The organism is Actinomadura rugatobispora, assembly GCF_042656285.1.
Taxonomy (GTDB): domain Bacteria; phylum Actinomycetota; class Actinomycetes; order Streptosporangiales; family Streptosporangiaceae; genus Spirillospora; species Spirillospora rugatobispora.
This window is the reverse complement of the sequence record NZ_JBHSON010000180.1, coordinates 1-10,879: the sequence shown is the minus strand read 5'-3', so window position 1 is coordinate 10,879 and position 10,879 is coordinate 1. Positions and strand designations below refer to the sequence as shown.

Here is a 10,879-nt window from a genome sequence, read left to right as displayed (position 1 = left end):
ATGACGACCGGCACCACGGGCGCCTCGGGGGCGGGGCGGGCGCCCGCGCGGCCAGCCGCCGGGCGGGCCGCGGGCGCTGGGGCCAAGGCGGGGCCGCGGCCCCGGCCGGGGCTGCGGATCATCGCGCCCGTGCTGGTGTTCCTGCTGGTCATGAGCGTGTGGACGGTCGTCAGCGAGCTCGTGCTCGCCGCCGACTCGCGGTTCCTGCTGCCGGCCCCGTACGACGTGATCAGGGTGGGGGTCCTCGACGGCGCCAACCGCGCGGAGATCCTCACCGCGCTGTGGTCCACCACCCAGATCGCGCTGGCCGGCCTCGCCCTCGCGATCGTCGTCGGCGTGCTGCTCGCGGTCGTGATGAGCCAGGCGCGCTGGGTCGAGCACGCGCTGTACCCGTGGGCGGTGGTGCTGCAGACCATCCCGATCCTGGCGGTCGTCCCGATGTTCGGCTTCTGGTTCGGGTACGAGTTCGAGAGCCGGGTGATCGTCTGCGTGATGGTCGCGCTGTTCCCCACGATCACCAACACGCTGTTCGGCCTGAAGTCGGTCGAGCCCGGCCTGCACGACCTGTTCACCCTGCACGGCGCCACCCGCCGGCAGCGCCTGCTGCGGCTCCAGCTCCCCGCCGCGCTGCCCGCCATGATCACCGGCTTCAAGATCTCCGCCGGAATGGCGATCATCGGCTCGATCGTGGCCGACTTCTTCTTCCGCCAGGGCGAGCCCGGCATCGGCCGCATGATCGACGTCTACCGGCAGCGGCTCGCCACCGAGGAGCTGCTCACCGCGCTGATGTGGTCCTCGCTCGTCGGCCTGCTGCTGTTCTGGTGCTTCGACCTGCTCGGCGACCACGTGGACAGACGGCGTTCGGGCCGTACCCGCGGCCCGTCCTGAGCCTGTCCCCGCCCCCCGCCCCTCGCCCCCACCGGCCCCGCACCCCCGAGAGTTCGCCATGCGCAGATACACGCTTCCCGCCGCCCTGACCGTCGCCCTCACCGGAACCCTGCTCACCGCCTGCGGCGGAGCCGACACCGACGTGCCCGCGCCGTCCGGGCAGGGACCCCTGGCGGGCGTGTGCCCCGGCACGGTCGTGATCCAGACCGACTGGTACGCCACGCCCGAGCGCGCGGCGGCGTACCAGCTCGTCGGCCCGGACGGGAAGGTGGACGTCAAGAAGGGCGCCTACGCCGGTCCGCTCGGCGACACCGGCGTGAACGTCGAGGTGCGCCTCGGCGGCCCGTTCCTGGGCGGCCAGCCCGTGCCGGCGCAGATGTACCAGGACAAGTCGATCACGCTGGGGTTCGTCCCGACCGACGACGCCGTGGCGGCGTCGGCGAAGTTCCCCGTGAAGGCGGTCTTCTCCTCGCTGGACATCACCCCGCAGATCATCATGTGGGACCCCGCGACGTACCCGAACGTCCGGACCTGGAAGGACGTCGCCGCGACCGGGGCCAAGGTGACCCACACCGAAGGCAAGCTCTACATGGACTACCTGGTGTCCAAGGGCTACGTCACCAAGGACCAGGCCGACTCCTCCTTCGACGGCACGCCCAGCCGCTTCGTCGCCGACAAGGGCCGGACGATGCAGCAGGGCTACGTCAGCAACGAGCCCTTCCGGTGGGAGCACGACGTCCAGGGCTGGAAGAAGCCCGTGAAGTCGCTGCTCATCCACGACGCGGGCTACGAGATCTACCAGCACGGCTGGTCGGTGCGGGCGGGCGAGCTGGAGAAGAACCGGGCGTGCCTGGCCAAGCTCGTCCCGCTGCTCCAGAAGGCCCAGGCCGACTACATGGCCGACCCGAAGCCGGTCAACGAGGCGATGGTGCGGATCGCCGAGACGATCCCGGACGGCCCGCCGATCACCCTCGCGGGCAACGAGGACGCGGTCGGCGTGATGCGCCGGCACAACATCGTCGGCAACGGCGCGGACGCGACGCTCGGCGACTTCGACCTGAAGCGGGTCGAGCGCGTGATGGGCGTCGTCACGCCGATCCTCAAGGCCCGGGGCGACACGTTCAAGGACGGCCTCAAGCCCGAGGACATCGTCACCAACGAGTTCGTCGACAAGTCGATCGGCCTCCGCTGACCCGCCGCACCTTCCCGGGAAGGACGCACATGCTGATCGACCGCATCTCCGGGGCCCGTGTGGACGCGGGCGAGCCCGTCACGCTGGAGCTCCGCGACGGGCGGGTGGGCCGGGCGGCGGGCCCGCGGGAGCCGCACGGGACCGAGCTCGCCGCGGACGGGCGGGTGGTGCTGCCCGCCTTCGTGGACGCGCACGTGCACCTGGACAAGGCGTACCTGCTCGGCCACACGCCCGGACCGCTCACCCCCGACCTGGACAAGGCCATCGCCGCCGTCGCGGGGGTGCGCGGCGTCGTCGATCCGGCCGAGGGCGCCGAGCGGGCGGTGCGGACGCTCGTGCGCAACGGCGTCACCGCCGCCCGCGCGATGGTCGAGATCGATCCCGCCGTCGGGCTCGACTTCATCGCGCTGCATCGCGCCCTGCCCTCCGATCTGCTGCACCTGCAGCTGGTCGCGTTCCCGCAGCGCGGCCTCGAACTACCGGGCATGCCGGCCCTGCTGGCCGACGCCATGGCCGAGGGCCTGGACGTCGTCGGCGGCTGCCCCTACGTCGACGCCGATCCGCGGCGCCATCTTGACCTGGTCTTCGCGCTGGCCGAACGGCACGGCGCGCCCGTCGACCTGCACCTGGACTTCCACGACGACCCGGGAAGCTCGCTGCTCGACCTCGTCGTCGAGCGCACTCGCGCCCACGGCATGGCGGGCCGCGTGACCATCGGCCACGTGACGACGCTCGCGGCCATGGCCCCCGACGCCGCCGACCGCGCCTTCGAGCGGCTCGCCTCGGCCGGGATCTCCCTCGTCGCCCTGCCCGCCACCGACCTGTACCTCGCCGGTCACGGGCGGCCCGGCACGCGCAGCGTCGCCCCGGTCGACCGGGCGCGGGCGGCGGGCGTGCGGGTGGCCGTCGCCAACAACAACATCGGCAACCCGTTCGCGCCGTTCGGGAACGCCGACCTCGTCCAGGCCGCGTGGCTCACCGGGATCACCCACCGGCTCGCCGGCGAGGCCGACCGCCGCGACCTCCTGGAGGCGATCACCACGGCGCCCGCGGCGATCCTGGGCCTCGAACCGCACGGCCCGGCGCCGGGGGCGCACGCGCACCTGGCGGTCCTGGACGCGCGATCCGTCGAGGACGTGGTGCTCCAGGCCCCGCCCGTCCTCGCGACGCTCCGGGACGGCCGCCTGGTGGGGAGGCTCGAAACCCCGTCCATCACCACCACCTGACCGCCGCCGGGAGCGGCGGGCCGGTCAGCCGTAGTAGTCGCTCATCAGTTCGGTGGCCCAGGCCGGCTGGGCGGTGGGCCGCCGTGGAGCGAACTCGGCCAGGTAGGGCTTGACGTCCAGGACGGGCGATCCCGACAGTGCGTCCAGGCCGGCGACGTGCAGGTCGAGGCCCTCGATCGCCAGCAGGCGGCAGCAGGAGACGCCGAGCCGGTTGGGGCGGCGGGGTCCGCGATGGGCGAAGACCCCGACCGGCGGCCAGGCGGGATCGCCCCGCGGGTGCCGTGGCCCGGTGCTGATGGTGGCCGGGTCGATCCGGTCGAAGTGGAACACGACCTGCAGGTGGGAGAAGTCCTCCAGGCCCGCCACGGCCGAAGGGGTGAAGCGCCCGGCGTCCAGGCGGACGACCGCCTGGACGCCGGACCAGTGGTCCTCGAACGCCTCGGACCTGCCGCCGACGACCCGTCCGATCGCTTCCAGGACGACCCGCCCGGGGCGGGGTGTTGCGTCGGTCGTCATCGCGTCTCCTTCACGTCGCGGTGGCCGGGGGCCGGCGTGGCCGGGATTCTCAGTAGCGTCCGAGCGTGCCGCGCCGTCTGGCCAGGGCCTCCAGCCGGGCGAAGGCCACGGCTCCGGCCGCGACCAGGAGCAGCGGCTGCGCGATCACCCATCCCACGCCCCAGCCGCTGGGCAGGTCGGTGAGGGGGTGCCCGCCCAGGAGGATGTCGCGCATGGCCTCGACGCCGGGCGCCACCGGCACCAGCAGCCTGCCGAGGAACTCGGCGGCGCCGGGCATCGCCGCCAGGGGGACCAGAGTGCCGCCGGTCAGCGCGTAGACGGCCACCGACAGCTGCGTGACGATCTCGATGCGCTTGAACACCAGCGTCAGTCCGCACAGCACCAGCGCCAGCCCGCACGTGCCCAGGACGATGGCGGCCAGCGGCAGGAGGACCCGGGCGTCGACCGGTATCCGCCCGCCGCGCAGCGCGACGGCGGCGACCCCCGTCCCGAGGACGGCCAGTGCGGTGGGCAGCGCCGAGATCGCGGCGGCGACCTGGCGGCCGAGGACCAGGCCCGCCGACGGCAGCGGCGTCAGGTAGGTCTGCTCGAGCACGCCGGACTGGATGTCGCCCAGATAGCTCCAGAAGACCCGGTTGATCTGCTCGTGCACGAACGTCAGCGCGACCATGCCGAGCAGGACCGGCACGAGCAGGTCCCCGCGCAGCTGGCCCCGTCCCATGAACAGCACGATGAGCAGGTAGAACAGCGGAAAGGTGATCATCTGGACGAGCAGCTCGCGCCACCCGTCCCGCAGGTCGATCAGCCCTTTGCGGACCTCGCCGGCGAAGCCGCGCGCGAAGGCGGCCGGTGCGTGCATGGCGGTGCCTCTCAGTATTGTCCGAGCCGGCCCTCGCGCACGGCCCGGCGATGGTTACGGACGAACAGCGCCGCGCTCAGGACGGCGAGGGCGAGGGTGTACGCCAGCGACCAGGGCAGCGTCCCGTCACCCCAGAGGTCGCCGAGGGAGCGCCCCTGGAAGAGGACGCCGGTGGTGGCCTCGATCGCCAGCGTGGTGGGCAGGAACCGGGCCACCAGCGCCAGCCAGTCCGGGTAGAGCGCGAGCGGGAGGAACGACCCGTTCAGCAGCAGCACCAGGGAGGCGGCCAGCGACTGCAGCACGCCGATCATGGGCGTGGTCAGCGCGAGGGCGGCCAGCAGGAAGGTGAACGCCAGGACGTTGAGCACCAGCAGCGCGTACGGCACGGCGGCCGGCCAGCGCAGCGGCACCGGGATCCCGGCCGCGAGCGCCGGGACGAGGGAGGCCGCCGCGGCCACCGCGAGCCCGAACAGCGACGCGGTGATCAGCCGCCCCAGCATCGGAACCCAGGGCGGCGCGGACGACATCTGCGACTGGGCGAAGGTCCCGGTTCGCTTCTCCTCGATCAGGTCGGCGACCATCACCAGACCGGCGTACTGCAGGAACCAGTAGCCGCCGATGGCGACGAGCGTCTGCGGGAGCAGGTCCCGGCGCAGCTCTCCCTGGCCCATCACGAACTGCAGCCCGAGGTACATCGTCATGCTGATCAGCAGGGTGATCACGTGCCCGAGCGGATGCGCCAGCTGCACCCGCAGCCCCTTGCCCACCTCCGCCCTGACAACGGCGAGCGCCCCCGCGGCGGGCACGGCGGCGCGGCTAGACATGCGCCGGCCCCCTCGTCAGTGCCAGGAACACGTCCTCCAGGTCGGGCTGCACCTGGGCGAGCGACTGGAGCACCGCCCCGCCCTCGCGCAACCGGTCGACCAGGTCGTAGACCTCGGCCACCGCGCCGACGCGGCCGGTGATCACGGTGAGCCCGTCGTGCTCGGCCGCCTCGAAGCCGGGCGGCAGGGCGGGCGCGGCGCCCTCGATCCGGATCTCGTACCTGTCCCGTTCGCGGAACCCCGCCAGCAGGTCGCGCGTGGGCAGGTCGGCCACCACCCTCCCCTGCCGCAGGACGGCGACCTGCCCGCACAGCTCCTCGGCCACGTCCAGCTGGTGGGTCGTCAGCAGGACGGTCGTGCCGCGCTCCCGGGCGAGGCCGGCGATCCGGTCCTTGACCGCGCGGGTGGCCTCGACGTCCAGGCCGAGCGTGGGCTCGTCCAGCAGGACGATGGGCGGGTCGCCGATGAGGGCCGCGGCGATCGCGACCTTCTGCTGCATGCCGCGGGAGAAGGCGCCCACCTTGTCGTCGCGGCGCTCCCACAGGCCCAGGTCGGCGAGGAGCTCGTCGGCCCGCGCGCGGATCGCGGCCTTGCCCAGGCCCTTGAGGCGTCCGAAGTACGCCAGGTTCTGCCGGGCCGACAGCGTCCAGTAAACGTTCCGGGAGCCCTCCAGCACGGCGCCGAACTGCGCCATCGCCGCGGACCGCTCGCGCTCGACGTCGTGCCCGTTGAGCCGGACGGTGCCGCCGGTGGGCGACAGCAGCCCCGCGAGGATCTTGATGGTGGTGGTCTTGCCTGCCCCGTTCGGCCCCAGGAAGCCGAAGACGGAGCCCGCGGGCACGCGCAGCGACACCTCCTCGACGGCCGGCGCCTTCCCCGGCCTGTAGACCTTGGTCAGCCGGTCGATCTCTATCGCGGGAACGGTCATCGGACGTCGACGACCTCGGCGCTCTCGGCGGTGGCGTCCTTGACGAGGGAGAAGGCCGCCGCGGCCTCGGGCAGCGCCGGCCCGCGCTCCAGCGCGGCCTGCAGCTGCGCGGCCGATTCCCAGCGCGAGACCTCGATCCACGACTCCTCGTCGACGCGGGCCAGCCTCGACTCGGCCAGTCCGGGGAACGTGCGCTGGAGGGCGGAGATCAGTGCCGTGCGGCGGACGACCATCTCCTCGACGTCCGCGGCGTCGACCTGGAAGCGGGTGATGCGGAGCACCGACATGCGGGATCCATTCGTTAGAGGTGACTTCTAGTGACAGCAACTAGAAGTAACTTCTAACGAAAGAAATGTCAAGGAGGCACTGGAGTGCTTCACTAGTGAAGGCGACTAGGGATAACCTCTAGACATGCCGGAGACCAGAAGACCGGGGAAGAGGGCGGCCCAGGCCCAGGAGACGCGGCGGCGCATCCTGGAGGCGGCCCGCGACATGTTCGTGGCCGACGGCTACGGAGCGACGAACCTGCAGGACGTCGCGGCGCGCGCCGGGGTCGCGATACAGACGATCTACTACGTCTTCGGCACGAAGCGGAACCTGCTGAAGGTCCTGGTCGACGTCACGATCGCCGGGGACGACCAGCCCCTGGCCACCATGGAGCGCCCCTGGTTCACGGCCGCCATGGCCACCGCGACCGCGGGGGAGCATCTGCGCGCCCACGTCTCCGGCACCCGGCCGATCCTGGAACGCGTCGCCCCGATCGCCAGGGTGCTCGACGGCGCCGTCGCGGCCGATCCCGAGATCTCCGTGCTCTGGCCCCAGGACACCGATCCGCGCCACACCGTCCAGTCGGCGGCGGCCCGCGCGCTCATGGCCAAGCCCGGCGCGCGTCCGGACGTCTCCCCCGAGCACGCCGCGGATCTGCTGTACGGGCTGCTCAGCCCCGAAGTCTTCACGCTGTTCGTCGAGCGGCGGAACTGGTCGCCCGACGCCTGGGAGCGATGGGCCCACGACACCCTGCGCCACCAGCTCACCACCGGCACCTGACACCGCCCACGCGTGGGGAGAACATGACCTGACCGATCAGGAATGAAGAAGCGCGGGCCGCCGGCCCGGCCCTAACGTGGCCGCCATGGCTTCCGTCGATTTCGTCACCCTGGAGGTGGCCGACCCCGCGGCCGCCGGCCGCTTCCGCACCGATGCCTTCGGCTTGGACGCGCAGGTGCGCCTGCGGGCTTCGGACGCTCCGACGACCGGCTTCCGCGGCTTCACCATGTCGCTCATCGCGTCCCGGCCGGCCACGGTCAACGCCCTCGTCGACGCCGCCATCGACGCCGGCGCCACACCGCTGAAGCCGGCCAAGAAGTCACTGTGGGGCTACGGCGGTGTCGTCCAGGCCCCGGACGGGACCATCTGGACCGTTGCGTCCTCGTCGAAGAAGGACACCGGCCCGGCCACCAGGCAGATCGACCAGATCGTGCTCCAGCTGGGAGTCGCGGACGTGGCCGAGAGCAAGCGGTTCTACGTCGAGCGGGGCCTTGCCGTGACGAAGAGCTACGGCCGCAAGTACGTCGAGTTCGGCGCTCCGTCGAGTCCCATCAAGCTGTCGCTCTACAATCGCCGCGCCCTCGCGAAGGTCGCCGGCGTCGCTCCCGAAGGCACCGGATCGCACCGGATCGCCATCGGCGGCGACGCCGGGCCCTTCACCGACCCGGACGGATTCGTGTGGGAGGCTTCCACGTCCTAGAGCAGGCGCCCCCGGAGTCTGTCAGTGCAGGCGCGACCGCTCGTGCCGGGGCACCGGAAGGCCCGGGAGCGGTTCACCCTGGGGCAGGGCCGGGGGACGTGCGACGGGGGTGGCCTGCTCTCCGGTGCCGGTCCCTTGCTCGGGCTCGGTGTCGTCGTGCAGGCCCCGCGTCTCGGTCTTGAGGATGCGCGCCGACCTGCCGAGCGAACGGGCCAGCTGCGGAAGCTTGGCCGAGCCGAACAGCAGCAGGACGACGAACAGGATGATGAGGATCTCGGTGGCTCCGAAGTTGGGCATGGCCGGCGGGCTCCGTTTCAGTGCTCGAGGTGGTAGTCGGACGGGTCGAGGCGCCGCGTGCGGCGGCGGTACCCGGTCATGGAGCCGGGCCAGTTGTTGGTGTTGCGGCGGTCGGCGTCGAGGTACCAGCTGTCGCAGCCGCCCTGGTTCCAGACCGAGGTGGAGAGGCGCCGCTGCGCGGTGGCGTCGAAGCGTTCGAGGGCGTCCTGGCGCACGTCCATGTGCGCGACCCCCGAGGCGAGAAGGCGGGCGGCCTGGACGATGTAGGCGATCTGGCTCTCGAGCATGTGCACGATCGAGCCCGATCCCACGTTGGTGTTGGGCCCGTACATCAGGAAGAAGTTGGGGAAGCCGGGAACGGCGAGACCGAGATGGGCGCGGGCGCCGTCCTTCCACGCGGCGTTGAGCTCGGTGCCGTGGGAGCCGGTGACGCGCATGGGGGCGACGAAGTCCTGGGAGCGGAAGCCGGTGGCCCAGATGATGGTGTCGACGGTGTGGTGGTCGCCGTCCGCGGTGCGGACGCCGTGCCGGGTGACCTCGGCGATGGGGCGGTCGACGACGCGCACGTTGGGCCGGTTGAGGGCGGGATAGTAGTCGCTCGAGGTCAGGATGCGTTTGCAGCCGGGCTCGTAGCCCGGCGTGAGGCGTTCGCGCAGCCGCCGGTCGCCCACCGAGCGCAGGGCGAACCGGCACAGAGCGCGGACGGGCGCCGACAGGACCCGCCGCCCGCGCGGAGAGATCAGGCTCGGGTTCAGCATCAGTTCGAACCACAGGAAGATCCCGAGGCGGGAGAGCCGCTGCACGGCGGGCACGCGCCGGTTGAGGGCGTGCCGCCAGCGCGGGTAGACGCGGTCGGGCTTGCGGCTGATCCAGTGGGACTCCAACTGGAAGATGGTGAGGGCCTCGGCGTCGGGGGCGATGAGCGGGACGAACTGGATCGCGCTGGCGCCGTTGCCGACGACGGCGACGCGGGCGCCTGCCAGGTCGTGCCCGTGGTCCCAGCGGGCGGAGTGGAAGACGGCGCCGGAGAAGGCGTCCAGGCCGGGCAGTACGGGGACGGCCGGATTGCTGAGCTGGCCGCAGGCGGTCACGAGCAGGTCGTGTTCGTGGACGCCGCCGCTGCCGGTGTGGACCTGCCAGGTGCCGGTCGCGGCGTCGAAGGCCGCGTCGGTGACCTCGGTGCCGAGCCTGATGTGCCGTTCCAGCCCGTACTTGCCGGCGCAGTGCCGCAGGTAGCCGAGGATCTCGGGCTGCTCGGCGAACCTGCGCGTCCAGTCGGGCTTGGGCTCGAAGGAGTAGGAGTACAGGTGGGAGGGGGCGTCGCAGGCGGCGCCGGGGTAGGTGTTGTCGCGCCAGACGCCGCCGAGGTCGTCGGCCTTCTCGTAGATCGTCAGGTCGGTGAAGCCGGCCCTCTTGAGCCCGATGGCCAGGCCGAGACCGCTGAACCCGCTTCCGACGATGGCGATCGAGAGCTTCCTTGGCGCCTTGCGGTGCGGCATGCGCGCTCCTGGGGTGAGGTCGCGGACGGATTACCGACATGCATGTCGGCTAGGGTGAGGGCAACCGAGGAAGGGAGTCAAGTCAGTGGGGGCAGATCCGCCGAAATCGCGGATGCGGGGTCCGGCCCGCAAAGCCGTGATCACCGAGACCGCGCTCAAGGTCTTCGCCGAGAAGGGCTACCACGGGGCCTCCCTGGGGGACATCGCGGCGGCGGCCGGTGTGGCGCGCACCGTGCTGTACGACCACTTTCCTTCCAAGAGGGTGCTGCTGCTGGCCGTCATGCAGGAGCAGAACGCGCGGCTGGTGGAGTACGTAGGCGCGCGCATCGCCGGCACGGGAACGCCGGAGGAGCGGATGCGGTCGACGATCGACGCCTACATCGGCTTCGCGCAGAGCCGCCCCGACGCGCGCAAGCTGCTGTTCGACCACTTCGGCGAGGACGATCCGGAGATCGGCACCGTCCGCAGGGGCATCCGCGAGTCGCGCACGCAGGCGGCCATGGCGCTCCTGGCCGGCGACATCAGGTCGGTCGGCGTGGAGCCGCACGAGCCCATCGCCGAGGCCATGGTCGAGCTGATCATCAATGGTCTGGACGGCGTCGCGCAATGGTGGGAGCGCCATCCCGAAATGCCCAGGCCGATGCTCGTCGAGGGCGCCATGCGACTCCTGTGGTCGGGATTGGGACATACCGAATAACGCGATAGGGCCCACCACGGGCCCGCACTGCCGCTGATCAGCGGTCGCGCGGAATTGCGCGGAACGAGCCGCCGCCGGGGGTTGACGCCCGGCGGCGGCCTCCTCATAGTTGGGGACCACTTAACCGACACCAACGTCGGTTAGCCCCACCCCCCTCGCTGAGGAGTGCAGTGTGGACGAGAAAACCCCCGACGGCGCGGCCCCGC

13 protein-coding genes are annotated in these 10,879 nt (G+C 71.9%); 6 read left to right on the top strand and 7 right to left on the bottom strand.

The annotated features are described in order from the left end of the window. The 3 genes from ACFPZN_RS54940 to ACFPZN_RS54930 all read left to right on the top strand — a co-directional run. A partial coding sequence (locus ACFPZN_RS54940; protein ID WP_378293195.1) for an ABC transporter permease occupies positions 1-888 on the top strand: 888 nt, incomplete at its 5' end. 58 nt (positions 889-946) lie between these two features. Next, the gene (locus ACFPZN_RS54935; protein ID WP_378293193.1) at positions 947-2,080 is read left to right on the top strand and encodes a substrate-binding domain-containing protein; all 1,134 of its coding nucleotides are present in this window, start codon (positions 947-949) and stop codon (positions 2,078-2,080) included. Between the two features lie 29 nt (positions 2,081-2,109). After that, entirely contained in the window at positions 2,110-3,306 is a 1,197-nt protein-coding gene (locus ACFPZN_RS54930) for an amidohydrolase family protein (protein WP_378293191.1), read from the top strand. Between the two features lie 24 nt (positions 3,307-3,330). On the opposite strand, the gene ACFPZN_RS54925 is transcribed toward ACFPZN_RS54930, so the two are convergent. Genes ACFPZN_RS54925 through ACFPZN_RS54905 form a run of 5 tightly spaced genes read right to left on the bottom strand, consistent with a single transcriptional unit; the run spans position 3,331 to position 6,720 of the window. Beyond that, on the bottom strand, positions 3,331-3,822 hold the full coding sequence (locus ACFPZN_RS54925) for an SAM-dependent methyltransferase (protein WP_378293187.1): 492 nt from the start codon (positions 3,820-3,822) through the stop codon (positions 3,331-3,333). A gap of 49 nt (positions 3,823-3,871) precedes the next feature. Beyond that, positions 3,872-4,681, bottom strand: coding sequence for an ABC transporter permease (locus ACFPZN_RS54920; RefSeq protein WP_378293185.1), 810 nt, complete (start codon positions 4,679-4,681; stop codon positions 3,872-3,874). An 11-nt stretch (positions 4,682-4,692) separates the two neighbouring features. Further along, a complete protein-coding gene (locus ACFPZN_RS54915; protein ID WP_378293183.1) occupies positions 4,693-5,505 on the bottom strand; it encodes an ABC transporter permease in 813 nt (270 codons plus the stop codon). Then, on the bottom strand, positions 5,498-6,433 hold the full coding sequence (locus tag ACFPZN_RS54910) for an ABC transporter ATP-binding protein (RefSeq protein WP_378293181.1): 936 nt from the start codon (positions 6,431-6,433) through the stop codon (positions 5,498-5,500). The genes ACFPZN_RS54915 and ACFPZN_RS54910 overlap by 8 nt, the downstream gene beginning before the upstream one ends. Then, positions 6,430-6,720: a hypothetical protein gene (locus ACFPZN_RS54905; RefSeq protein WP_378293179.1), complete on the bottom strand. Its 291-nt coding sequence runs from the start codon at positions 6,718-6,720 to the stop codon at positions 6,430-6,432. Before ACFPZN_RS54905 ends, ACFPZN_RS54910 begins: the two co-directional genes overlap by 4 nt. 124 nt (positions 6,721-6,844) lie before the next feature. Here ACFPZN_RS54905 and ACFPZN_RS54900 point away from each other — a divergent pair, with 124 nt between their 5' ends. Then, on the top strand, positions 6,845-7,480 hold the full coding sequence (locus ACFPZN_RS54900; RefSeq protein ID WP_378293177.1) for a TetR/AcrR family transcriptional regulator: 636 nt from the start codon (positions 6,845-6,847) through the stop codon (positions 7,478-7,480). Between the two features lie 85 nt (positions 7,481-7,565). Further along, the gene (locus tag ACFPZN_RS54895) at positions 7,566-8,180 is read left to right on the top strand and encodes a glyoxalase (RefSeq protein WP_378293175.1); all 615 of its coding nucleotides are present in this window, start codon (positions 7,566-7,568) and stop codon (positions 8,178-8,180) included. Positions 8,181-8,201: 21 nt separating this feature from the next. Here the strand turns inward: ACFPZN_RS54895 and tatA are convergent, their stop codons facing one another. Continuing rightward, entirely contained in the window at positions 8,202-8,477 is a 276-nt protein-coding gene (gene tatA / locus ACFPZN_RS54890; protein ID WP_378293173.1) for a twin-arginine translocase TatA/TatE family subunit, read from the bottom strand. Positions 8,478-8,494: 17 nt separating this feature from the next. Next, positions 8,495-9,976 (bottom strand): flavin-containing monooxygenase, encoded by a 1,482-nt coding sequence (locus tag ACFPZN_RS54885; protein ID WP_378293171.1) that lies wholly within the window; start codon positions 9,974-9,976, stop codon positions 8,495-8,497. An 85-nt stretch (positions 9,977-10,061) separates the two neighbouring features. On the opposite strand from ACFPZN_RS54885, the gene ACFPZN_RS54880 reads away from it, so the two are divergent. Further along, a complete protein-coding gene (locus ACFPZN_RS54880) occupies positions 10,062-10,673 on the top strand; it encodes a TetR/AcrR family transcriptional regulator (protein ID WP_378293169.1) in 612 nt (203 codons plus the stop codon). Positions 10,674-10,879 lie beyond the last annotated feature (206 nt).

Bases quoted from the DNA above. Each gene is read 5' to 3' on its own strand.
- ACFPZN_RS54935 (WP_378293193.1), top strand. From the start codon at position 947: ATGCGCAGATACACGCTTCCCGCCGCCCTGACCGTCGCCCTCACCGGA.
- ACFPZN_RS54930 (WP_378293191.1), top strand. From the start codon at position 2,110: ATGCTGATCGACCGCATCTCCGGGGCCCGTGTGGACGCGGGCGAGCCC.
- ACFPZN_RS54925 (WP_378293187.1), bottom strand. From the start codon at position 3,822: ATGACGACCGACGCAACACCCCGCCCCGGGCGGGTCGTCCTGGAAGCG.
- ACFPZN_RS54920 (WP_378293185.1), bottom strand. From the start codon at position 4,681: ATGCACGCACCGGCCGCCTTCGCGCGCGGCTTCGCCGGCGAGGTCCGC.
- ACFPZN_RS54915 (WP_378293183.1), bottom strand. From the start codon at position 5,505: ATGTCTAGCCGCGCCGCCGTGCCCGCCGCGGGGGCGCTCGCCGTTGTC.
- ACFPZN_RS54910 (WP_378293181.1), bottom strand. From the start codon at position 6,433: ATGACCGTTCCCGCGATAGAGATCGACCGGCTGACCAAGGTCTACAGG.
- ACFPZN_RS54905 (WP_378293179.1), bottom strand. From the start codon at position 6,720: ATGTCGGTGCTCCGCATCACCCGCTTCCAGGTCGACGCCGCGGACGTC.
- ACFPZN_RS54900 (WP_378293177.1), top strand. From the start codon at position 6,845: ATGCCGGAGACCAGAAGACCGGGGAAGAGGGCGGCCCAGGCCCAGGAG.
- ACFPZN_RS54895 (WP_378293175.1), top strand. From the start codon at position 7,566: ATGGCTTCCGTCGATTTCGTCACCCTGGAGGTGGCCGACCCCGCGGCC.
- tatA (WP_378293173.1), bottom strand. From the start codon at position 8,477: ATGCCCAACTTCGGAGCCACCGAGATCCTCATCATCCTGTTCGTCGTC.
- ACFPZN_RS54885 (WP_378293171.1), bottom strand. From the start codon at position 9,976: ATGCCGCACCGCAAGGCGCCAAGGAAGCTCTCGATCGCCATCGTCGGA.